Consider the following 22,705-nt stretch of genomic DNA (forward strand, 5'->3'; position numbering starts at 1 on the left):
AAGGCCGTTAATCTCCATATGATCAACGGCCTTTGTGCTTTACTGTTCTTGATGAGCAGTGTCGACTAAAGCTTTTCTAGCGAGCTATTCTGCTTTTTACTCGCGACTCTTTTGGGCTTCTTCACTGCTTTGATTGCCAGCTCAGGGCTCCAGGTTTGGGCTGGTGAACCGGCTTTACCATAAAGGCTTTGGTTTAGCTTGGCGAGTTCGGCTTCAACGGCTTGTAACGTCTCATCACTTAGATCTGTATTTTCAGATTTCCATTGCTCGAATAAGGTTCTGGTCATCACGCCATCTTTCGTTCTTAGAGCTTCAATAAGCGCTTCTGCGGTATCTGATTGACGTTCAACAGTGCGTGTTGGTTTTGTCGTTACACCGCGGCGTGACCAGAAGTAGAATGCCAATGCTGAGCTGATTAGCCACAAAGCTGCAAATAGGGCGGTGAGATAAGGCCAGAACCCTGGGTTATCGACGTTAATCACCGTTGGCGCTGTTTGTTGGAGCGGCGCGCTAGCAACAGGAGGTGCGCTTGATACAACACGATCACTTGCTGTTACGGTTAGCTCTAGGCCCTGAGCTTTACTGGTTTGTTCTGATTGGGCATCAGTATTGAACCAAGCTTGGGAAACATCCGGAAGTGACATGTTTCCTGCCTCTTTTGGGATTAGAACCTGTTTGTACACCACCACCGCATCGCCGGACTGTGTGGTACCAAATTGCGGCTTTTCTTCATAAACACGAACCGATTTAGGGTAAGTGATATTCAGTTTTGGTAGTTGGTGCTGCGTTAAGTTACTCGCCGTCATGGTAATAGTACGAGTTAACGAATCACCCGCTTCCATTTCGATGGCTTGCTTATCGCCTTCTAATCCTTTGTTACCGGTTAATTCGTTACCTTGGCTATCAGACCATTGCTGTATCAATTTGAAGTTTGATGTTGGTAACCACTCACCCTTGTAGCCTTTTGGCACATCCTTTACGGTGACATCTAAGGTTTCAACGGGTGTGTCGAGTTGGAACAAACGTGTTGTACTAGAGTTGTTGGTTGAGTAGACAACAGCTCCTGTTAGCTTCGGCCCGTTCAGCTTAAATTGACCTGCTTTTTGCGATGAGATACGGAATGACTGTTGAACTACCGTCACCTCCTTTCCATTGAGAACGTCTTGAAATTGCTTTGATTCCCCAATAGGTTCCACATCTAAGCCTGAAGAGCTCGGTGGCGCGATTATCGGATCTTGAAGCCTTCTTGGATCCGCTTTAATGATCAGTTTTACATCAAGCTCTGCGGTCTCTTGTGGGTATAGTGAGTTCTTACTTAGATTAAGTTGAAACTCAGCCATATCATGTTGAGTTGGCGCCGCTTTATTAACGGCGACATTGATGGTGATAGGCTTGGTTTTAACCCCTTCAATGTCAAAGCTAGGGATCTGTATCTGGCCTAAGCGCAGTGGAGCAAGGGTGATGTTCCACTCGCTTGACACCGAACGGCTACCATTAATGATGCGCATCGATGACCCAAAGCTTGGTGTGCCAACATAGAAGTCTTGCTGAAGCGCGGTGAGATCCAGAGCATCAGAAGAGACCTTCTCGTCGGTGGTAACTCTAAGTAGGAAGACTTCATCTTTGGTGACACTGTTCTGTGAAACACTTGCTACGGCATTAGCAGCCAATGCTGAAAATGACGAGAAAGCGCCCAACAGCAGCGTTAGGGCTATCGATAAAAATGGCTTGTTTAGAAATCGCATGGTTACCACTTTTTGTTCTGGTTGTTAGGAGCACTTTTTTGTTGTGCTTGTAAAATCATTTGCGCTTTAAGCAGTTGGCTTGGGTCACGCGCACTCTCTACTTGCTCAAGCTTTCGCATATCCGGGTCACTCGATAGCGGTTGCCCTGAGGCCTGTGCTACAGCCTGTTGAGCGTCTTTATCACCTTTCTTATCTGAAGCTTGCTGTGCGCTTGCACTTTGAGGCTGTGGCTTATCCTGCTCTTTTTCCTCAGACTGGCTTGCTGTACTCGGCTGCTTAGATTGCTCGCCCTCTTGTTCGCCTGCGTTTGCACTCGATTGGTCTTCGGCTTGATCTTGGTTTGTGTTTTGAGATTGGCTATCAGCTTTGCTCTGCGAATTTTCAGCATCTGCAGAGTTTTGTTGTTGATCCTGTGAGCCTTGCGAAGAATCATTTTGCTGACCTTGCTGACCTTGCTGACCTTGCTGACCTTGCTGACCTTGCTGACCTTGCTGACCTTGCTGACCTTGCTGACCTTGCTGACCTTGCTGACCTTGCTGATTCTGCTGGTCTTGGCCTTGGTCTTGGTCTTTTTGGTCTTTGGATTCAGAATTATCTTGCTGTTGCTGTTGCTGTTGCTGTTGCTGCTTCTGAGCTTGTTTCACGATTTCTAGATTCTTCTTCGCATACTCATGAGCAGGGTTGTTTTCGAGAATGCGTTGATACTCTTCGATCGCTTGATCGTACTTGCCTTGCTGTGCTTGAGCATTCGCAAGGTTGTAACGAGCACTTTCATCAGTTAAACCTTGTAGTGTTTGCTCAGCCGCTTCGAAGTCTCCCGCTTTGTACTGTGAGATGCCTTTCCACTCTTGCTGTTTGAATTGTTCCGCAGCCTGCTGGAAATCTTCATCTTGATAAAACTGATAACCTACTTGGTCGTCGGTTTTCCATGGGCTTGCAAACGCCGTGTTCGGTTGGCTAAAAGACAAAACCACAGCCAAGCCGCACCAAATAACGCCTTTTCTGAAAAGCCCAAGTGCAGGTAGCAAGAGGAATGGCAGTAGCCAAAAGCCATTGTTGACTCTGGTGTTGAGTGAGTTATTGGTTTTGGTTACTTCTGTCGTTGTTGCAATGCGGTCGAGATAATTCGCTATGTGTTCAACATCCGAATTATCAAATTGAACCTCAGTAAAGGTGCCACCATAGCTGCGTGTCAGATCGCGCATGTTTTTTAAGTTGGTTCTTGCCACTACCGTCTGTCCTGAGTCGGTTTGCATCATCGAGCCACTTGGTAATGAGATTGGTGCGCCACTTTCACTGCCCACAGCTAAGATAGATAGCGTCCAATTGCCTCCAGATAGTAGCGAGTCGATCTCTTTCTTTTCTTGGTCATCGATGTCATCGGCAATGAGTACCAAATCACCTTGGTAGATCTTTGCACGAGTCATCATCTCAATGGCAAGCTTAACCGCTGCGGGGGCATTACTGCCTTGGTAAGGCATGATATCCGGAGACAAGTTCGGTACTTGGCTCTTAATGGTGTTGATGTCTGACGTTAGTGGGCTAATGGTATAAGCATCGCCAGCGTAAGCGACCATTCCGGTTAAGCCCTCATTCCACAATGAGAGTAGATCGAGCGCTTTATATCGCACTTGCGTTAAACGGTTTGGTTTTATGTCGGTAGCGTAGAGCGACATCGACATATCCATCATCACAACTCGTGCCTGTGTTTTTTCAAAGCTAGGCTGCTCATTGTTTTGAAAGCTTGGTCCGGCTAGCGCAATAACACCAACCAACCACCAGATCCCAAAGTAAGTACTGCGGTTTTTAGACGGTTTGCTTGATTCTGGGGCTAAATATCGCGCGATATGAGAAGCCAATAACCCTTGTTTTGATTGCCTCTTGCTGAGCCACCAAATAGCGGGCAGGGCAGCAAGTGCTAACAACCAATATGGGTAGATAAAAGTAAAGTTAGACATTGTTTCTCCTAATGGCTAACAGCATAAATGCGAAGAACATGGCAGCCGACAAAGGCCATACAAACCACTCTTGTTGTGGTCGCCAGATTTTGGTCGCATTTGTCACGGGTTCTAGTTGGTTGATAGTGTCGTAAATCGTTGCCAGCTCTTTGCTGTCACGCGCCCGGAAATATTGGCCGCCAGTGCGTTTTGCTATTTCCATTAGCGTGCGTTCATCTAAATCTTGAGCGGTGTTTACTTTACGAGTCATGAAGAACTCTTTAACCATCATTTCGCCTGCGCCAACACCGACGGTGTAGATGGTTGCGTTGTACTTCTTGGCAATATCTGCAGCCTCTAATGGGTCTAACACTCCGGCGGTATTGCTGCCGTCACTAAGTAGAACCATCACACGTTGAGGCGCATCACTATCTACAAAGGTCTTGGTTGCTAGGCCAATGCCGTCACCAATCGCGGTTTGATTACCGATCAGTCTTAGGACTGCTTGATTGAGTTGCTGTGACAGCGTGTCTCTATCCAAAGTCAAAGGTGTTTGTAGGTAGGCATGATCGGCAAAGAGCACCAAACCAACTCGGTCGCCTTTGCGGCGTTCAATGAAGTCACTCAACACATGTTTCACTGCCGATAAGCGGTCGATGTACTCGCCATTGAATTGCATGTCCTCTTGGCTCATGGAGTAGGAGAGGTCGACAACCAACATCAAATCACGGTGCTTCGGTTGAAACTCAACGGGTTCGCCATACCAGACCGGGCGAGCGCTCGCCGTTACTAGCAGTAGCCAAATAAGCACTGACAGCGCCTTTGGCAAGCGGGTGCTTGGCGTTTTGGTATTACTGTCTTCTGGCAAAAATGGAAGCTTGAGAGCACCGCTTGATTCTGCTTTAGGTGAGAACAAGTAAACGAGAAACGGTAATGGCGCGAGGAAAAACATCCACCACCAAACGAATTCAATGTTTAGTAAGTTAGTGCTTAGGAGATTACTCATAACGACCTCGCTTTGGAGGAAGGGCTTTGCGAATCCAAGTTTCGCAGTCAGTCACCAATTGTTGTTGGACTTTATGTTGTTCTTCGTTCATTGAAGTTGGATCTTGATAGAGTGACTGTTGCCAATGAGCTTGTTTCTCTACAAACAACGGTTTTTTCAATTGCGCGTCTAAGAACTTCAACCAATCATCGCCGGCTAGGCCTGCTACTTTTTCTCGTGGGAAGTAGCTCAATGCAGCCTGACGAAGGATGCGTTGTGCTTCACTTGGAGATAAACGATCTGAAGACTGACTATTAGTGAAGTAAGACAGCGCTTCTTGCTTCGCCTGTTGATTGTTTTTCCTGCGTCTTACAATAAAAAATACAAGGGCAATCAAGATGATGGATGTGACAATCACTGCCCACCAACCCCACGCTAGAGGCCACCATGTTGGCGCATCTGGTGTAATTACAGGGCTTAAATCTAAGGGCTGCTTCATGACTGAGATCCTGATATCTGGCTCATCAATGGCAGTGCACTCGACAACGAGCTATAGGGTATCGCGAGAGATAAGCTCAGTTGTTGTAGCTGCTGCTTTTTTAGTGAGAACGCGTGATTGAGTTTTTGCTTCTCTTTCGTAGAGGAGAAGTTAAACCATTGCGTTTTATTGCCATCGGTGACTTGTTTTGAGCCTTTATAGGCCGTTTGACCTTGCTCTAGCGGATCATAAAAATGTACCAGACGTACTCTGTTGTGTCGGCGAATTTGGCCGATAAGTGAGTAGTCACTTTCTTGGTAACGCACAAAGTCACTGAGCATAATAATATCGCTTCCTTTTGGGCAAAGTTGATGAAGAGACTTCAATCCATGCTCCAAGGTGGTATCGCAACGATTATCGTCGTTGGTTAGCGCTGCATTATTGATTTCTATGACTTTTTGCAAAATACGCAAAGGAGCATGGTTACTGCCACTCGGTTTGATTTCTATGATTTCTTTGCCGGTATCGATGACTGCGCCAATTCGGTCTTTTTGAGCGACGGTTAACCAGCACAATTGACTAGCAAAGTGCGCAAGTTGAACCGATTTCAGCAATAGGGTTGAACCGAAAATCATGCTACTTGATAAATCCAAGTACAAGATGACAGGCTGCTCTCTCTCTTCAGAGAACAGCTTAGTATGCGCTTTGCCTGTTCTTGCCGTTACTCGCCAGTCAATACTGCGTATGTCATCGCCCGCTTGGTACTGGCGAACTTCTGAGAAATTCATACCGCGACCTTTGCGGTTGCTTTCGTGTTGACCATTAAGCTGTGACCAGAGGCTTTTCGCTGGAGGCAACCATTGAACAGACTGCGCTTTGTACTGCAACAGTTCGTCTAGGTTCAGCATCACGCCGTCACTGTGGTTCGGTAATAAATTATTCATGCGCGTGTTCCTATGCGCTACCAACCAACGAAATAAGGTGTGCAATCACTTGGTTTGCTGTGACACCTTCAGCTTGTGCGTGGTAGCTACGAAGCAAGCGGTGACGCAAGACAGGAAATGCCATCGTTTGAACATCTTGAGGTGTGACATAGTCGCGACCTGCAAGCCAAGCATGTGCACGAGCGCAGCGGTCTAGAGCAATCGTTGCACGCGGACTCACGCCCATATCTAGCCACTGATCCAGTTGGTCGCTGTACTGCTTAGGTTGGCGAGTCGCCATTACTAGTCTGATGATGTACTGCTCAATGGTATCTGCCATGTGGATATTGAGTACTTCTTGGCGCGCTTCAAAGATAGTCTGCTGAGAGATTTCTTGTGGTTGTACCGATTCGTTACCTTGAGCTTCACCGCGGTTGAGTCGCAGGATCTCAAGCTCGCTTTCCATGTCTGGGTATTCAACTTCTAGGTGCAGCAGGAAGCGGTCTAATTGAGCTTCAGGCAGTGGGTATGTGCCTTCTTGCTCAATCGGGTTTTGTGTCGCCATCACTAAAAACAAGTCTGGCAGGGCGTAGGTTTTTCGGCCTGCAGTGACTTGCTTTTCCGCCATCGCTTCTAACATCGCCGCTTGCACTTTTGCAGGAGCACGGTTGATCTCATCCGCCAGGATAAGCGAGTTAAAGATCGGCCCAGATTGGAAAGTAAATTCCCCTGTCTCAGGTCGGAAGATATCGGTACCCGTTAAGTCCGCAGGCAGTAAGTCAGGGGTAAATTGAATGCGGTGGAAATCCCCTTCAACACAATCAGCCAGTGATTTGACTGCGCGGGTCTTCGCTAACCCAGGAGGACCTTCAACCAGAATATGACCATCAGCAAGTAATGCGATCATCAGTTGTTTGACGAGCTCTTGCTGACCAATGATTTGAGACTCTAAATAGTTTTGAAGGACTTCGAAATTCGTTTTGTGCATTTTGGACTCTCTGGGTATCCATTTGATTTTTATTGTGAGTATTGGTCACTTTTCGAAAGCAAAAAGTTCCGGTACATCTACGTAATTTATTTTTTCAAATTTGGAATGATTTACAAGCGCTTAGCGAGAAACGCGTTTGATAGGTGGTTTTTACCATATCAATCGATGTTTATACACCAAAGTGCTTACTGAGGTAGTTGTGTATGGAAGTTTTAATTGCGTAGAGGGTCGATGAAGGTCGAATGACGGCATATTTGGTGTGCCGATGCTGTACGATTTTTGATGATTTTGCTTATTACATTGTTTTGCAAATTTTTGCGATATGACTCTTTAGATTTATGGGTATTGGTCGATACATAACTCAGACTGTGCATTTTAGCTTAAGAGTGCACTAAAAAGCCCTGTTTTTGGGATACAAATGAAGAGCGATTCTTTTTAAAAGGTCCAAATATGTTTAAAACTAACTCTCTGAGTATTAAGCAAAAGGTAGTACTAGGTATTACTTTTGCGGTTCTTGCCTCTACGGTTATTGTTGGCGCGATGGCACAGCAACAAGCACGAGACGTATTGAGTCATCGATTGGTCGATATTGAACTTCCTGGAATGCTAGAGCGAATCAATGGTGAGATTGACCGTGAAGTTTCCCAGTTATTACTGGCTGCTGAGCAAATCGCTTCAAATGAATTTATTTCTGATGCAATCGAGTCGACAGATCGCGATCCAGCGTTAGAGAGTAAGTTGGTTAAACAACTGAATAATGTGCGTAACCAATACAACTTAAATGATGCTTCAGTAGCAAACCGTCAAACGGCGTATTACTGGAACCAAAATGGCTTCCTACGCCAGCTTAATCAACAACAAGATGGTTGGTTCTTTGGCTTTACTCAATCTGGGAAGCCAACCATGGTGAGCATGTTCCAAGAAGCCAACGGTGAAGTGAAGATGTTCGCTAACTACCAACAGCCTTCTGGTTTGGCGATGTCTGGTCTATCAAAATCGATGGACGACATGGTGAGCCTTCTTAACGGCTTCAAAATTGAGAATACTGGTTTTGTATTCTTAACCAACAGCCAAGGTGACGTGCAGATTCACCGTGAGCGTTCTCGCAGTGATTCTTCTCTTCAACAACTTTACGGCCCTCAAGCAAGCCAACTTCTGAATAAGTCAGGTTTCAACCTGATCACGACAGAGAGCCAAGGCCAAGAACTGTTTGTGGCAAGTTTGTACGTGTCGTCAATGGATTGGTTCGTTATTGGCGTTGTTCCAACAGGTGAAGTGTTTGCTGAGCTAGATGAGACAGCCCAAAAGATGTTGATCATGACTGCGGTAGTGGCATTAGCATTTATCTTGATGGGCGTAGTACTAGCGAACAGCATCACTCAGCCAATCAAGCTATTGGCTAAGCGTTTCAGTGACCTTGGTGAAGGTGACGGTGATCTTGCGCAGCGTATTGAAGTGAAAGGCAATGATGAAATCGCTCAGCTTTCAAAAGGCTTCAATGGGTTCATTGAAAAGATTCATGAGTCGATGAAGGAGGTATGCTCTACAAGCCAAGCGCTTCAAGTGGCGGCAGAGAGCGTTTCTAACAAAGCACACATCACCCATGACAACAGCCAAGAGCAACGTGACCAAACTCTTCAAGTGGTGGCAGCGATCAACCAAATGGGTATGACCATCAGCGAGATCGCATCGAACGCCGCAACCGCAGCTGAAACGGCAACACAAGCTTCGAGTAATACTGAAGTTGGTCGCTCTGTGGTTAACAAAGCAAAAGATGCGATAAGCCGTTTGGCACAAGACATCGAAAGCACTGGTCAAGTGGTTGAGCAGCTTGCTTCAACAACGCAAGACATTGGCTCTATTCTGGGTGTTATCCGTGATATCTCAGAGCAAACCAACTTACTTGCATTGAATGCTGCGATTGAAGCTGCGCGTGCCGGTGAGCAAGGTCGTGGTTTTGCGGTAGTAGCGGATGAAGTTCGTAATTTAGCAAGTCGTACTGCAGATTCAACGGAAGAGATTCAGAAGATGATCAACCAACTGCAAAGCGATGCAAAAGATGCGGTAACCGCAATGAGTGCGGGTAAAGTGATTACGCTTGAAGGTGTATCAGCATCGGATGAAGCGGTTGATGTATTGGGTGGTATTTCTGACCGTATCGTTGATATTTCAGACCGCAACACGCAAGTCGCAACAGCAACTGAAGAGCAATCAACGGTGGTTCACACCATTAATCAGAATATCGAAGAGATCAACGCGATCAACGAAGTTACAACGGGCACAGCGGAGCAACTTGCTGAGGCGAGCCAAGAGCTTCGTGACTTGTCTTCTCGCCTAGATAAGATGGTTGGTTCATTCAAGCTTTAATCCTTTCAAGCTGTAACATGGCTTAGAAAGTGATATAGACGAAGAGCTGGATTCATTTCATCGTGAATCCGGCTCTTTTTATTGGTGGACTCATTTGCTTCTAACTGCCTTTAGCTTGATCTGGTTTCGGGCTTTGCTTTCAATCAACCTAGCATCATAGAGCGGAAATGAGTAAAATCTGATTAGGTTTAATATTTAGGTAAGTATGTATCATGAGCGATTTTGAAAAAGAACTAGAGCAGATGACTCAAGTGATGGGCGATGAGCCAGAAGTAAAACTGCCATCACTTGAAGAGCAGAAAGCGATTGTTGCTGAGTTCAAGCGACTAGAAGCGGAAGGCAAACTGACACCTGAAGTATTAGAAGCGCACTTTGGTCAGTTCAACAAAAAGAATGATACGCCAATTCACTAAGTTTAAAACAAACCTAGTTGTTGGGTTACAGCGTTAAATGATTGGTTGAGCTGAGGCTCAAACTAAACAGATAAAGGTCTAGCACACGCTAGGCCTTTTTTATTGCTTACTGATACAGGTCGAATCTAAAGAAAAAATCCCCCTTACAGCGTAAGAGGGATTTGAATTGGGCAAGTTATATCTTAAAGGCTTAGCGCTTATTCAGTGCCGTACTCTTTGTACAGGCGACGACATGCTTTGCCATCGCTGTGGAACAGGTGACAACGGTGCGCTGGGATACCGATAGCAAGCTTGTCGCCCGGCTCAACCGTTAGTGTGTCTGGTTGACGGTAGATAACATCAGCATCTGCACTTTCAAGGTTTAGGTAAACTTGAGTTTCGTTACCTAGCTTCTCAACAATCATCACTTCGCCTTCAATCGTTGCGTCGCCCGCTTCTGCAGACATCAAGTGCTCTGGACGAACACCTAGTGACATGCGGTCACCAACGTTAACGGTTGTACCATCAACAGGGATCCAGAAAGTCATGCCGTTTGAAAGCTGTACCAGTACGCGCTCTGCTTCCGCTTGTTCAATGTGTACAGACATAAAGTTCATCTTCGGCGAGCCAATAAAGCCAGCAACGAAACGGTTTTGAGGGTAGTGGTATAGGTCAAGTGGCTTACCAACTTGAGATACGTAACCGCCATCAAGTACAACGATTTTGTCAGCCATTGTCATCGCTTCCACTTGGTCGTGGGTAACGTAGATCATGGTGCAACCAAGCTGGCGTTGTAGTTTAGTGATTTGTGAACGCATTTGAACACGCAGAGCAGCATCTAGGTTAGATAGCGGTTCATCCAGTAGGAATACGTTTGGTTGAGAAACCAGAGTACGCCCAATTGCAACACGCTGGCGTTGACCACCAGAAAGTGCTTTAGGTTGGCGCTCTAGTAAGTGACCAAGCTGTAGGATTTCAGCCGCATGCTCAACACGCTTATCAATTTCTGCTTTGTCCGCTTTCGCTAGCTTAAGACCGAAAGACATGTTGTCGTAAAGGTTTAGGTGAGGGTATAGCGCGTATGATTGGAACACCATACCTACGCCACGCTTAGATGGCTCAACGTCGTTCATGCGTTGATCGCCAATGTACAAATCACCAGACGTAATGTCTTCTAGACCTGCGATACAACGTAATAGCGTCGATTTACCACAACCTGATGGTCCAACGAATACTACGAATTCACCTTCGTTGATGTCTAAGGTTACGTCCTTAGAAATCTGTACATCACCATATGATTTATAAACGTTTTTTAACGTGACACTCGCCATCTAGCTTGTCCTCGATCGATCAAATTTTAAGTTTTACTGCTTATCATTATAAGAAATTTTTGGGTCAGCAGTAACTGTAGGAATTGGTAAGTATTGAGTGAGTAAGAAAAAAGTGGGTGAGACTTGGATTCTGTAACCAAGCCCACCCGTCATAGCCAAACTGGTGCCTATTTCCCCCACATCCAGCTAAACCTCCCCCGTGATTCCATCACAGATTTAGCTCGATGCTTAATAAAGACAACAGCGGGCAGTGAAGCCAACTTAATGCATTATGTATGAAACACAACACTCGCTGGTAAAGGGTTCTTACTATCCACTCTTGGATGGATGCAGTTTCGGTGAATTAGCGTAAGCGTACATCCTCCTAATGGAAAATTAACTAGGGGGAGTAGGAGGGGAGGAGTAGATATAGGGGTTTAATAATAATTGGCGATCCAGTTCAAATAAATCCACCGCATAACGGTGATGCTGATCACGATGAGTATGTGTTTTGTGATTCTAGTCTCTAATCTGACCGGATGGTGATCACGAATTTAAGCCATAATAGCTAGGGCGTAGTGGCTAGGATGATGAGCTAGGGGCTGTTTTCTCAGATCATAACCGTCGAAAACTGGCTCGTCTTGTTAGATGTGCCCTACGTATAAATATAAAAAGGATATTCACATGAAAAACGCTCTAAGCGCTGTAGCTCTAGGTACATTAGTTGCTCTGGGTTCTTTTGGTGCAAACGCTGCTATCGAAGAAGGACAACTAACAATCTGGGTAGGTGGTGACAAAGCTTACGAAGGCATGGCTGAAGTAGGCAAACGCTTTGAAGAAGATACTGGTGTTAAAGTAACAGTAGCTTTCCCTGACAAACTAGAAGAGAAGTTCTCTCAAGTTGCAGCTGCTGGTGACGGCCCAGATATGATTTTCTACGCACACGACCGTTTCGGTGGTTTCGCGGAAGCAGGTCTTCTTGTTGATATCAAACCTTCTAAAGAGACAAAAGAAGGTATCGTAGACTTCGCATGGGACGCAGTTTCTTACGAAGGTAAGACAATCGCATACCCTGTTGCTGTTGAGTCAGTTTCTCTAATCTACAACAAAGCACTTGTTCCTAACCCACCTAAGTCTTGGGAAGAGATCCCAGCACTTAACGCTGAACTTCAAAAAGAAGGCAAGAAAGCGATCATGTGGCCTCTACGTGGTGGCGCATACTTCACATGGCCTCTACTAGCAGCTGACGGCGGTTACGCATTCAAACAGACTGCAGAAGGTTACGACATTAAAGATGCGGGCGTAGCGACTGATGGTGTTCAGAAGTCTCTAGGTTTCATCGAGAAGATGGTACAAGACAAAGTTATCTCAGCAGACATGGACTACTCAGTAGCTGAGTCTGAATTCGTTGCGGGTAACGTTGCAATGACTATCAACGGTCCTTGGGGCTGGGCAAACATCGAGAAAGCTGGCGTAGACTACGGCGTAGCAACACTGCCTAAATTCAACGGTAAAGCGTCTAAGCCTTTCGTTGGCGTATGGGCTGGTGGTATCAGCACAGCTTCTCCAAACCGCGACCTAGCGGTTGAGTTCATGGAAAACTACCTTCTGACTGATGAAGGTATGAAGAGCCTAAACGACGACAAGCCACTAGGCGCTGTTGCTCTAAACTCTTTCCAACGTCAACTAGACAGCGACACTCGTATCGCAGCAACAATGGACAACGCGATGAACGGCGAAATCATGCCTAACATCCCTCAGTTCACAACGTTCTGGTACAGCATGGAAGAAGCGATCGGCAACGTAGTTGATGGTCGACAAACAGTAGACCAAGCCCTGAAAGGTGCTGAATCTCGCATGACTAAGTAATAACTAAGCACTACCTTTTAAGGAGGGGGCAACCTCTCCTTACTTTTCAATTTTTATCTATATCGCTAGCAGGTTCCTCTATGCAGTCAGTTCAAGGTACAGATGCTATCCCAGCACCATCAAGCCTTCCAGGCAGTAAAAGCGTCTTCATCAAATGGGGGTTGCTTGGTAGCGTTGGCTTAATTAACGGCTACGCTACAATTCTAATGTATTCTCGCGGTGAGCTTGCTTTTGCATTGCTTACTGTGATCTTAACGGCTTTGGCACTTTACATTTTTGGTAGTAAGAAAACTTACGCCCACCGTTATATCTACCCAGGTATTGCCGGAATGATTCTGTTCATTCTTTTCCCATTGGCATACACCGTAGGGCTCGCGTTTACTAACTACAGCGCAAAAAACCAACTCTCTCTAGAGCGTACACAAACCGTTCTTCTAGACCGCTCTTTCCAAAGCGGTGAAAGCTACCCATTCACTTTGTACAAAACAGATAACGGCCACCAGATCGTGGTTAAAGATGGCGATCAACTGTTAGCGACTGACGTATTTTCTTTAGAAGGTATGACAGCGACAGACATGGACCTATCAGTTATCGAATCGACTCAAGGTGAAAAAGAGAAGATCAAAGCGATCATCCAAAATAGAGCAGCGATCAGCGGTGTTGATTTCCACCTGCCAAACGGTGATGACATCCGCATGAGTGGCTTACGTAAGTTTGCTTCAGTTGCTCCGCTTTATACACTTCAAGAAGATGGTGAAACACTGGTTAATAATGAAACCGGTGATGTTCTAAAGCCAAATATGGATGTGGGGTTCTATCAACCTGTTGACGCAAATGGCGAATTTACGGGCAACACAATCTCTCCTGGCTTTGTAGTTGGCATCGGCACACATAACTTTGAGCGTGTGTGGAAAGATGACGGTATTAAAGAACCTTTCATTAGTATCTTCATTTGGACGGTTATTTTCTCTGTATGTACAGTTGCGTTCACACTGGTTATCGGCCTTGTGCTTGCAAACATCGTACAGTGGGAAGAGCTGAAAGGCCGTTCCGTTTACCGAGTTCTACTGATTCTGCCTTACGCAGTACCAGCGTTTATCTCGATTCTTATCTTTAAAGGTCTATTCAACCAGAGTTTTGGTGAGATCAACATGGTACTTGAGAATATCTTCGGTCTAAGCCCGAACTGGTTCTCTGACCCGATTCTTGCGAAAACCATGGTGTTGATTGTAAACACATGGCTAGGTTTCCCTTACATGATGATTCTGTGTATGGGTCTGCTTAAAGCGATTCCTGATGACCTATACGAAGCGTCAGCAATCGATGGTGCGAACTTCTTGGATAACTTCAAGCGTATCACGTTCCCATTGATGATTAAGCCGCTAACACCGCTACTGATTGCAGCGTTTGCCTTTAACTTCAACAACTTCGTAATGATTCAATTATTGACAAACGGTGGCCCGAACATGATTGGTACTTCTGAGCCAGCGGGGTACACAGACTTGCTTGTAAGCTACACCTACCGAATTGCATTCGAAGGCGGTGGCGGTCAAGACTTTGGTCTAGCAAGTGCTATCGCGACGCTTATCTTCCTATTGGTTGGTGCACTAGCGTTACTAAACCTTCGTTTCACTAAACTGTCTCAAGATTAAGGAGCACGACAATGGCTATGGTACAAGGTAAAGGCCTTAAATACCGAGTGTGGGCAACACATGCACTGTTGTGGTGTTTCCTGGCAATGATTATCTTCCCACTACTGATGATCATCGCAATTTCGTTCCGTGAAGGTAACTTCGCAACAGGTAGCTTGATTCCAGATAACCCATCTCTGGAGCACTGGAAACTTGCACTAGGTATCTCAGTAACGAATGCTGATGGTTCGGTAACTGCACCACCATTCCCAGTACTGACTTGGTTGTGGAACTCTGTGAAAGTTGCGGGTATTACATCGATTCTGATTGTGGCACTGTCTACGACATCAGCTTACGCGTTTGCTCGTATGCGCTTTAAAGGTAAGAACACAATCCTGAAAGCGATGATGATTTTCCAAATGTTCCCTGCGGTATTGGCTCTTGTGGCAATTTACGCACTGTTCGACAAACTTGGACAATACGTACCGTTCTTAGGCTTGAATACGCACGGTGGTTTGATCTTCTCTTACTTAGGCGGTATCGCACTGCACGTATGGACGATTAAAGGCTACTTTGAGACGATTGATAACTCTCTAGAAGAAGCGGCAGCACTAGACGGTGCTACGCCATGGCAAGCATTCAGACTGGTTCTACTACCGCTGTCTGTGCCAATTCTAGCAGTTGTGTTTATCCTATCTTTCATTGCGACAGTTGGTGAGGTTCCAGTAGCGTCTATCCTACTTACTGATGTGAACTCTTACACGCTAGCAGTAGGTATGCAGCAATACCTATACCCTCAAAACTACTTATGGGGTGACTTTGCGGCAGCGGCTGTGCTTTCAGCGCTTCCTATCACTATCGTGTTCTTACTTGCTCAACGTTGGTTAGTTGGCGGTTTGACGGCAGGTGGTGTAAAAGGATAAGCTGTATCCTATAAGAAAGAAAAAGAGCGACCTTCGTGGTCGCTCTATATTGGCATTTTTATTACATCATTTGGTTTGGCCGCCGATCAGTAATAAAAATAACCCTCAGGTTACGCATAGCTGGCTACTAATCAGGTTCCTTACGCTATTAATGATTAGTGGTTTTTGTAACTCTAACCCAGGTATTTACTTGGGTTTTTTTATGCCTGCTGTTTTTAATCTTACCTTTGTGTCAGCTTTACTCGTTCACTGTCTACCCAGCGCGGTTGTTATGTTTACAACGGCTTGAGTATTCAAAGTTTCGAGTCACATCTCTCCTAAACATTGACTGCATCATCTCGGTTACTTGAGGAAATGAACTAGTCTCACAAATCAGACATTCAGTATAAGGGGCTAATAGTCTATTGATATATTGCTAATATTCCATTGCGTGATACTTCAATGATTTGTATGCAACAACTATAGATATTGCATAAAAAAAGGACATAGACACAGTTATGCCTTTTAGAGCTTTTACTCGTTATTTCACGTGCTTATATAAGGTGTTTTGGATATTAGTTTTGTGAAGTGTTTGGTTGAGTATTGAGTCAGAACTCTTTACTTGAAGGAGCGCATCCAAGGTGTTGCAGTAATACATAGATACTTTCTTGGTCCAAGGCCACGCGACGAAACAGATCCGCAAATGTCGAGTCACCGCCGAAACAGGTTTGGATGTAGTGGTTGATCTCATTACTGTCGTAGCCTTCGACGTACAAAGTTCTAACCCATTGGTACTCAACAGCCTTCAAATTGTTCAGTGTAGCTTCGCTAAGAGTGGGGCGTGTGACGCTCAAGTGTGGCTCCGGGAAATTTAATACATCCATTATGATTGGCGGTATTTAACCAGAGCAAAATGACGACTTTATTACAGTCAAAATAAATCGTTGAGCTTAGGGCAATTCATTCTAAGTGTTGGCAGAGAATCACGCTCTATGGCCGTAACAGAGTGCTTTTGGGGCTTATTAGATAGGAAGGTAGGGTTAGATAAACGAATGCCAAGCGAGTACCTGGCATTGAAACTATTTGGGCTGAAAAATAGCTGTTAAATGATACTGTAGGGCTAATGATTAACCTTATTTCAGGTACTTCACGTGCGCTTCCATCTCTTCACCGATCTGCTTACGCATGTTCATGAGGCGAATAGCTGAATCTCTTAGTTCGATGTCTTCTGGTGTTTCTGGAATCCATTCTGGGACTTTAGTCGGGTTACCATTTTCATCCACCGCAACCATAATAACGATACAGTGAGTGGTTAGTCGGTTATTCAATTCTTTAGGATCGCTGGCTTGTACATCGATAGCAATATGCATAGAAGAGGAACCGGTATAGATGACTTTTGCACTTACTTCTACCAAGTTACCTACATGGATTGGGGCAACAAATCGAATACCACCAGCGTAGGCTGTAATGCAATATTTGCCACTCCATCCTGCAGAGCAAGCATAGGCCGCTAAATCGATCCATTTCATTGCTGCGCCACCATGAACCTTACCACCAAAGTTCACATCCCCGGGTTCAGCTAAAAAACGCAGAGTAACGTCTCGTTTACCATCTTGTCGGCTATTGTTACTGCTCATGTGTCTTCCTTCATTATTATTTTATTGCATAACATGCGTGTTACTTGCTAATAACAATATACTTAAGACGAAATAATTTAAAGCGGATAATCTCAAGGTTACGAGTATTTTTTCAAACGGATGACAAGCAGGTGAAGGTTGTTGTTTGTTGGGCTTATGAGGCTGCGGACTAGGCTCATGGAGTTCGATACTGAAAAAAAACACCTAGCGCAGTGCTAGGTGTTTTTAAGCTGTTAGGTACTCATCGCGGTACCTTTATAATGTTAGCCAACTAACCGTTGTTTTATCTGGTTCGTTAAAGTGATTCTATCTTCATTACCACCAAAGTGGTAGTTAAAAGTCTTTATTGTTGAGCTCACTTTTACTGTTGTATGAAGTATAGATCCTTCGCGTAGATATTTCCTTTCGGATTGTTGTTTGGGAAGCCTTTGAGGGTATTTCGCACTAATCGAGTGTGATTGTAGTGATATAGAGGCATAACTGCTGCAGATTCGTTTAATATCGACTCAGCATGCTGGTATAAAGCAAAGCGATTAGCCTGATCTTCCGTCTTGCTTGCTTGCTGTAAAAGCTCATCGTACTCTGGATTACAGAAACCGCTTTCGTTTGCAGTGTGATCGCAAGTGAATGCTTCTAGAAGAGCAGAAGGTTCTGGGTAATCGCCAAATGCCCATGAACGAGCAAGTTGATAGTCTCCGGTTCCTTTTGCTGCGACGTATGCTTTCCATTCCATGTTTTGTAATTCAACGTTCACCCCGAGAGGCTTCCACATCGAGGCAATTGCGATGGCAATTTTTTTGTGGTTCTCGCTGGTGTTATAGGTGAGTGTGAATTTCAGAGGGTTTGCTCCGTTGTATCCAGCGTCTTCAAGTAGCTGTTTCGCTTTGGCTTGGCGTTCGACACTATTTAATGCTTCAAATACTGATTTCGGCGCCGTGTAGTTAGGAATATTATTCGGTGTCACGCTGTAGGCTTCGGGTTCACCTTGCCCTGTTAGCTTATCTACTAGTATCTCACGGTCGACGGCCATGCTTAGTGCTTGACGTACTCTGACATCATCAAATGGTGCCTGACGCGTATTGAACGAGTAGACGTAAGAACCTAGCAAAGCTTGCGCTTTAATTTGCTCTGGGCTCTCTTTGACAAGTTTTTGGTAGTACTCAAGCTGTACGCGATTGGTCATATCAATCTCACCAGACTGATAACGAATAAGCTCAGCGTTTTGAGATGATAATCCTAGGTAGGTTACCTTATTAATAACCGTTGAATCGTTATCCCAATAGTTTGGATTTCTCGTCACTTCGACGTATTCATTGGGAACCCATTTACTGAGAGTGTAAGCACCATTGGTCGCAATGTTTTCTGCACGAGTCCATTGCTCTCCTTTCTCTTCTACTAATTTAGTTGGCAGAGGGAAGAAGGTTTTAATACTCATTAAACTCATGAAGTAGGGAGTAGGTTTCGATAAGGATATTTCTACCGTGCGATCGTCGAGTGCTTTAATCCCTAGCTCTGAGGGATCTTTGTCTCCAGCTAGAATTTCACTGGCGTTGACGATATTTGCCGTCGAGAAAACAAAACCGGTGTTATTGCCCGTTTTAGGAGACACGGCACGTTGCCAACCAAACACAAAGTCTGCTGCGGTCACAGGATCACCATTTGACCATTTAAGGTCGTCTTTTAAAACGAATGTGACCGTTTTTCCACCGTTGCTGAATGTCCAACTTTCAGCTTGTCCTGGAATAATTTGTCCATCGCTGTTCTCGATAACAAAGCCTTCGAACATATCGTTGACGATAATGTCTCCTGGCATGCCAGAGTTGACGAAGCTAGGGTCTAGCGTATTTGGCTCTGCACCATTACCACGAACAAAATGCTGTTCTTTGGCGAGTGAAGTACCAGAGGGCACAGAAGCGGCAATAGCTGAAGTGGAAGAGAGTGCGAGAAGTGATGAGATAATCAGAGGTAGCTTTGGTTGAGTCATTGTAATTCCTTTTACAACTTAAACAGTACTCAATGCATTAAACATGACTCGGGCAAAGGTTGCAATACAGCAAGTGTGCATTAATGGAATTTGAAAGCGGTATGAAAAAACGAAAATGCCTGCGGAGTAACGCAGGCATTCTTAAGTGAAACTTGTTCGTGTGTAGGAAGCTTAAAGCATGGGAATTTTGCCTAACTTTGTTGAGGTAGTGGCGCTTCCAGTCTCGGTTTTCTTTTTACTTGAGCAAGGATAACACCAGAAACGACCATGATACCGCCAATGATATGGAACTGGTTAATCTCTTCGCCTAACCATGTCGATGCTAATACAATCGCGACGACAGGCATTAGGTTCATGAACATCGCACTTGAATCAGCGCCAATCGTGTCAATTGCTTTAACCCACATCCAAGGTGCCAAAATGGAAGCCGCTATAGCTGCGTAAGCAATCAAAGGAATAGCTTGTTGTGAAGGGACGAGTTGTTCGCTCGTTAACCAAAGTGGTGCCAACATCGCGACCGCGAATATCCCTTGCATGTAGATGACTACCCAGTTGCTGATCGGCATTTTCCAACGTTTTAGCAACACGCAGTAAGAAGCGTACACACAAGCTGCGATTAACATGTAGCCATCGCCTTGCGTTAACTCTTGATGGATGAAGAATAGGGGATCGCCTTTACCAAGCATTAACGCTAAGCCTGATAGAGACAACACACCGCCTACAATACTCAAACTTGAAATCGACTTGTTAAGTAGTGGAACGCTAAGAAATACGCTGATCAATGGCACTAATGATGTAATCAAAGCCATGTTCGAAGCGGAAGTGGTTAAGCCAGCGTAGTAACCTAAAGATTGGTTCAACACCATGCCTAGAAAGCCAAGGAAAGCCAGCTTGGATAAGTTTGGTTTGATGATTGGCCACTGTTTGATAACCGAGCGAATGCAGAAAGGAGTCAGAATTAACATCGCAATAAACCAACGGTAAAAACTCATCGCGCTTGGTTCGATGGTGCTTGCAGCGAGCTTGTTGACAATCGCATTGGCACCCCAGATACAGACTGTGAAAAAAGGTAAAAGATAATGCATGTGAATTCCATCGCAAAATGAGTTGATGCGGCTAGTTTGACAGGTCGTTATACTTACAGATATCTTTAAAAAGACATCAGGCGCGATAGGAAGACAAGATTGAAAAAACACTCAAGAAACCTGCACCCATCCTTATCAATTGATAAGGCACCATCCAACGTATTTATGAATTTCGAAGCGTTCTTATCGAATACCGAAACTCGTGTCCACAGTCACCCTTGGGGACAAGTTCAACTGATCAGTGGTGGGATTCTTGAAATGGAAGCAGAGGATACGCGCTTCCTAGCACCACCACACCTTGCGATTTGGGTACCTGCAGGGGTCAGGCATTGCAGCTATAACCGTAAACCTTTGGACTACTGTTCACTGAATATCGCACCAGAGTTAACTCAGCACCTACCAGAAAAGACCAGCCTCATTAAGATCACGCCGATAGTCTCTTCGATTATTGATGACTTTCGTCAACGTGATATCAACGTCGCACAAACCGAACCAGACAAGAGATTGGTCCAGGTCTTATTGGATCAACTCGCAGAGCGCCAAGTTGAACACCACTTCCTACCGTCTACTGACAACAAGTACCTTGCGCCTATTTTAGCGGCGATAGAAGAGAACCCAACGGATGAGATTTCGTTGAAAGATTGGGCGGAGAAAGTACATGCTACCGAGCGTACTTTGTCGCGTCACTGCCAAAGCGAACTGGGTATGAGCTTTACCGAGTGGCGCTTGCGCGTTCGTTATTTATACTCAATGGATCTGCTAAGAAATGGGCAGTCGGTTAAAGAAGTTGCGCTTACGTTAGGCTACAACCAAGCCAGCCCTTTCATCAGTATGTTTAAGAAGTATTCAGGACAAACACCAGAGCAGTATAAGAACCGTTTGTTGTAATAGGTTTAGTTAATTCCTTCGATTAACAGTGTGGAGGTTATGATTTTTATATCTAAACCATTGTTTTATTTGGCTAAACTCAATTGATTTTAGCTTGATTCTAGACCTGATTCTTTTATGGTTTTAATTTGGTTATATAAGCGTTTAGTTTTCTTTCGGTAATTCGGTGATGATTTATTTACCACTTGCTCAACGTATCGAGGAAAACCTTGAAGTTCCAAATCTCAATCATATCAGTGTTAGTTGCCACACTTACTGCATGCGGAGGTGGCGGCGGCGGTTCGACACCCCCGACTCAAAAGAAACAAACCGTAGTGCCTCAAATGTCGGTCACTCCCGCCAAAGGTAGCGTGGCTGATCCCAAAGATGATGCAGCAAAGAAATTCGCTAGCAGACCTGCTATGTATTCGGAAAATACCATTGGTAGCACTGATATCAAAGAGTGCGAAAAGTCCCTGAACCTGTTCAATATTTATAGTATTGGTTGGGAAGATGAATTCAACAAGGGGCTATCGGCTAAGCAACGAAAAGATCTTAAAGACTTCCGTGGCATTTATCTCGCAGACGGTAGAGTAGAGAATATCGTTAACACCAAGCAAACGATCGAAGCAAAAGATTGGATCAGCTATTTTTACTATGATGCAAATTTTCAAGATTGCGAAGCTCGCCGCTACAAATCGTATGCTAAAGAAAGCAAAGTTGGCGAAGACATTACTGAGCTTCGTTATAAGTACAGTGTTGACGCCGATGCTACTACAAACACACCTCAACAAAACATAAGTAACTACACCGCTTGGCAAACTGATTCTGCGAAAAACACAGTGATTGGTCTCGTGACCAACATTACAACGGGTAGTATTCAGCATAAACAACAACTGAAAAGCTTTAAATCTGATAGCGGGCGTTCTGTTGATAACGTCAGTTTCAGCAAGATGTTTAGAAACAGCTACTTTTTGGAGTCTTATGACAATGGCGAGGTTGAGTACCAAGTTGTGGGCGGTAAGGTGATTGATAGATATGGGAAGTCAAAATCGTCAGACCCTGATACATATTATGCCATTAACTTAATTTCTGCGTATTTCCCAGATGTAGGTACTCGAATTAACTGGTGTGTTCGAGGAAGCCAGCTGGTCTCAAATCAAGAGAAGCCAATCAGCGAAGCTCAATACAAACGCATTATTGGTGACGGTGACTTAGGTGCTGCGTATTGCGACCCATTTGATAAGAATATCGGCAAAGTTCGTTATTATGATACGAAAGGAAACAAAGTATCAGACAGCTCTGCTATCGCCGACGAGCTAAACAACAAGTTGGTACAAGGCACCGTTATTAAAGATAAGTTGGATCAACGCGTTAAAAACAAGAAGCTGTACTTAGGAAAAACACACCGTGAATATTTCCAGGATACTTCTCTGGTGAATCAAGTTGACCAGATTAAAGCTGACTTGACGCAGTAGGTTTACTGTCGCACTTTGCCCCACAACCCAATCAAATGAGTATTAGCCGAACGCAAATGAAGAATGCGTTCGGCTATTTTATTGCACCACCCATATTATTTTCAAAACAAACCGATTGCATATAAAT

At 44.8% G+C, this 22,705-nt stretch carries 18 protein-coding genes; 7 read left to right on the forward strand and 11 right to left on the reverse strand.

What is annotated here, in order from left to right; all coding sequences use genetic code 11:
* Positions 1-65: 65 nt before the first annotated feature.
* Genes F0232_RS00565 through F0232_RS00590 form a run of 6 tightly spaced genes read right to left on the reverse strand, consistent with a single transcriptional unit; the run spans position 66 to position 7,056 of the window.
* Positions 66-1,745: a BatD family protein gene (locus tag F0232_RS00565; RefSeq protein ID WP_105058458.1), complete on the reverse strand. Its 1,680-nt coding sequence runs from the start codon at positions 1,743-1,745 to the stop codon at positions 66-68.
* Between the two features lie 2 nt (positions 1,746-1,747).
* On the reverse strand, positions 1,748-3,703 hold the full coding sequence (locus F0232_RS00570; RefSeq protein WP_171750654.1) for a VWA domain-containing protein: 1,956 nt from the start codon (positions 3,701-3,703) through the stop codon (positions 1,748-1,750).
* Positions 3,696-4,688: a VWA domain-containing protein gene (locus F0232_RS00575; protein ID WP_105023844.1), complete on the reverse strand. Its 993-nt coding sequence runs from the start codon at positions 4,686-4,688 to the stop codon at positions 3,696-3,698. The genes F0232_RS00570 and F0232_RS00575 overlap by 8 nt, the downstream gene beginning before the upstream one ends.
* Positions 4,681-5,166 carry a DUF4381 domain-containing protein gene (locus F0232_RS00580; RefSeq protein ID WP_105058456.1) on the reverse strand — a complete coding sequence of 162 codons (486 nt, stop codon included), beginning with the start codon at positions 5,164-5,166 and terminating at the stop codon, positions 4,681-4,683. The genes F0232_RS00575 and F0232_RS00580 overlap by 8 nt, the downstream gene beginning before the upstream one ends.
* A complete protein-coding gene (locus tag F0232_RS00585; protein WP_105058455.1) occupies positions 5,163-6,089 on the reverse strand; it encodes a DUF58 domain-containing protein in 927 nt (308 codons plus the stop codon). Before F0232_RS00585 ends, F0232_RS00580 begins: the two co-directional genes overlap by 4 nt.
* A gap of 10 nt (positions 6,090-6,099) precedes the next feature.
* Positions 6,100-7,056 carry a MoxR family ATPase gene (locus F0232_RS00590; protein WP_102425566.1) on the reverse strand — a complete coding sequence of 319 codons (957 nt, stop codon included), beginning with the start codon at positions 7,054-7,056 and terminating at the stop codon, positions 6,100-6,102.
* Between the two features lie 450 nt (positions 7,057-7,506).
* On the opposite strand from F0232_RS00590, the gene F0232_RS00595 reads away from it, so the two are divergent.
* Together F0232_RS00595 and F0232_RS00600 are read left to right on the forward strand one after the other, a co-directional pair.
* Positions 7,507-9,423, forward strand: coding sequence for a methyl-accepting chemotaxis protein (locus F0232_RS00595; protein WP_105058454.1), 1,917 nt, complete (start codon positions 7,507-7,509; stop codon positions 9,421-9,423).
* 212 nt (positions 9,424-9,635) lie between these two features.
* The gene (locus F0232_RS00600) at positions 9,636-9,836 is read left to right on the forward strand and encodes a chromosome partitioning protein ParA (protein WP_105058453.1); all 201 of its coding nucleotides are present in this window, start codon (positions 9,636-9,638) and stop codon (positions 9,834-9,836) included.
* 197 nt (positions 9,837-10,033) lie between these two features.
* On the opposite strand, the gene malK is transcribed toward F0232_RS00600, so the two are convergent.
* A complete protein-coding gene (malK, locus tag F0232_RS00605; RefSeq protein WP_008215804.1) occupies positions 10,034-11,146 on the reverse strand; it encodes a maltose/maltodextrin ABC transporter ATP-binding protein MalK in 1,113 nt (370 codons plus the stop codon).
* Positions 11,147-11,809: 663 nt separating this feature from the next.
* On the opposite strand from malK, the gene malE reads away from it, so the two are divergent.
* From malE to malG, 3 genes are all read left to right on the forward strand, one after another.
* Positions 11,810-12,994, forward strand: a complete 1,185-nt coding sequence (malE, locus tag F0232_RS00610; protein WP_061032154.1) for a maltose/maltodextrin ABC transporter substrate-binding protein MalE — start codon at positions 11,810-11,812, stop codon at positions 12,992-12,994.
* An 80-nt stretch (positions 12,995-13,074) separates the two neighbouring features.
* Positions 13,075-14,646 (forward strand): maltose ABC transporter permease MalF, encoded by a 1,572-nt coding sequence (gene malF, locus F0232_RS00615; protein WP_061032155.1) that lies wholly within the window; start codon positions 13,075-13,077, stop codon positions 14,644-14,646.
* A gap of 11 nt (positions 14,647-14,657) precedes the next feature.
* Positions 14,658-15,548 (forward strand): maltose ABC transporter permease MalG, encoded by an 891-nt coding sequence (malG, locus tag F0232_RS00620; RefSeq protein WP_061032156.1) that lies wholly within the window; start codon positions 14,658-14,660, stop codon positions 15,546-15,548.
* Positions 15,549-16,135: 587 nt separating this feature from the next.
* On the opposite strand, the gene F0232_RS00625 is transcribed toward malG, so the two are convergent.
* From F0232_RS00625 to F0232_RS00640, 4 genes are all read right to left on the reverse strand, one after another.
* Positions 16,136-16,381 (reverse strand): hypothetical protein, encoded by a 246-nt coding sequence (locus tag F0232_RS00625; protein WP_032498029.1) that lies wholly within the window; start codon positions 16,379-16,381, stop codon positions 16,136-16,138.
* A 279-nt stretch (positions 16,382-16,660) separates the two neighbouring features.
* Positions 16,661-17,164, reverse strand: coding sequence for an acyl-CoA thioesterase (locus tag F0232_RS00630; protein WP_004737700.1), 504 nt, complete (start codon positions 17,162-17,164; stop codon positions 16,661-16,663).
* 361 nt (positions 17,165-17,525) lie between these two features.
* A complete protein-coding gene (locus F0232_RS00635) occupies positions 17,526-19,148 on the reverse strand; it encodes a peptide ABC transporter substrate-binding protein (protein ID WP_105058452.1) in 1,623 nt (540 codons plus the stop codon).
* 191 nt (positions 19,149-19,339) lie between these two features.
* Positions 19,340-20,233 carry a DMT family transporter gene (locus F0232_RS00640; RefSeq protein ID WP_061032158.1) on the reverse strand — a complete coding sequence of 298 codons (894 nt, stop codon included), beginning with the start codon at positions 20,231-20,233 and terminating at the stop codon, positions 19,340-19,342.
* 99 nt (positions 20,234-20,332) lie between these two features.
* Here F0232_RS00640 and F0232_RS00645 point away from each other — a divergent pair, with 99 nt between their 5' ends.
* The gene (locus F0232_RS00645; RefSeq protein ID WP_061032159.1) at positions 20,333-21,121 is read left to right on the forward strand and encodes a helix-turn-helix domain-containing protein; all 789 of its coding nucleotides are present in this window, start codon (positions 20,333-20,335) and stop codon (positions 21,119-21,121) included.
* A 209-nt stretch (positions 21,122-21,330) separates the two neighbouring features.
* Positions 21,331-22,578, forward strand: coding sequence for a hypothetical protein (locus F0232_RS00650; protein WP_105058451.1), 1,248 nt, complete (start codon positions 21,331-21,333; stop codon positions 22,576-22,578).
* Positions 22,579-22,705: the final 127 nt, after the last annotated feature.

This window comes from Vibrio sp. T3Y01, assembly GCF_013114525.1.
Classification (GTDB): domain Bacteria; phylum Pseudomonadota; class Gammaproteobacteria; order Enterobacterales; family Vibrionaceae; genus Vibrio; species Vibrio chagasii_B.

What these genes read in the sequence shown, in the direction of transcription:
- F0232_RS00565 (WP_105058458.1), bottom strand. Translation starts at nt 1,745, where the DNA reads ATGCGATTTCTAAACAAGCCATTTTTATCGATAGCCCTAACGCTGCTG.
- F0232_RS00570 (WP_171750654.1), bottom strand. Translation starts at nt 3,703, where the DNA reads ATGTCTAACTTTACTTTTATCTACCCATATTGGTTGTTAGCACTTGCT.
- F0232_RS00575 (WP_105023844.1), bottom strand. Translation starts at nt 4,688, where the DNA reads ATGAGTAATCTCCTAAGCACTAACTTACTAAACATTGAATTCGTTTGG.
- F0232_RS00580 (WP_105058456.1), bottom strand. Translation starts at nt 5,166, where the DNA reads ATGAAGCAGCCCTTAGATTTAAGCCCTGTAATTACACCAGATGCGCCA.
- F0232_RS00585 (WP_105058455.1), bottom strand. Translation starts at nt 6,089, where the DNA reads ATGAATAATTTATTACCGAACCACAGTGACGGCGTGATGCTGAACCTA.
- F0232_RS00590 (WP_102425566.1), bottom strand. Translation starts at nt 7,056, where the DNA reads ATGCACAAAACGAATTTCGAAGTCCTTCAAAACTATTTAGAGTCTCAA.
- F0232_RS00595 (WP_105058454.1), top strand. Translation starts at nt 7,507, where the DNA reads ATGTTTAAAACTAACTCTCTGAGTATTAAGCAAAAGGTAGTACTAGGT.
- F0232_RS00600 (WP_105058453.1), top strand. Translation starts at nt 9,636, where the DNA reads ATGAGCGATTTTGAAAAAGAACTAGAGCAGATGACTCAAGTGATGGGC.
- malK (WP_008215804.1), bottom strand. Translation starts at nt 11,146, where the DNA reads ATGGCGAGTGTCACGTTAAAAAACGTTTATAAATCATATGGTGATGTA.
- malE (WP_061032154.1), top strand. Translation starts at nt 11,810, where the DNA reads ATGAAAAACGCTCTAAGCGCTGTAGCTCTAGGTACATTAGTTGCTCTG.
- malF (WP_061032155.1), top strand. Translation starts at nt 13,075, where the DNA reads ATGCAGTCAGTTCAAGGTACAGATGCTATCCCAGCACCATCAAGCCTT.
- malG (WP_061032156.1), top strand. Translation starts at nt 14,658, where the DNA reads ATGGCTATGGTACAAGGTAAAGGCCTTAAATACCGAGTGTGGGCAACA.
- F0232_RS00630 (WP_004737700.1), bottom strand. Translation starts at nt 17,164, where the DNA reads ATGAGCAGTAACAATAGCCGACAAGATGGTAAACGAGACGTTACTCTG.
- F0232_RS00635 (WP_105058452.1), bottom strand. Translation starts at nt 19,148, where the DNA reads ATGACTCAACCAAAGCTACCTCTGATTATCTCATCACTTCTCGCACTC.
- F0232_RS00640 (WP_061032158.1), bottom strand. Translation starts at nt 20,233, where the DNA reads ATGCATTATCTTTTACCTTTTTTCACAGTCTGTATCTGGGGTGCCAAT.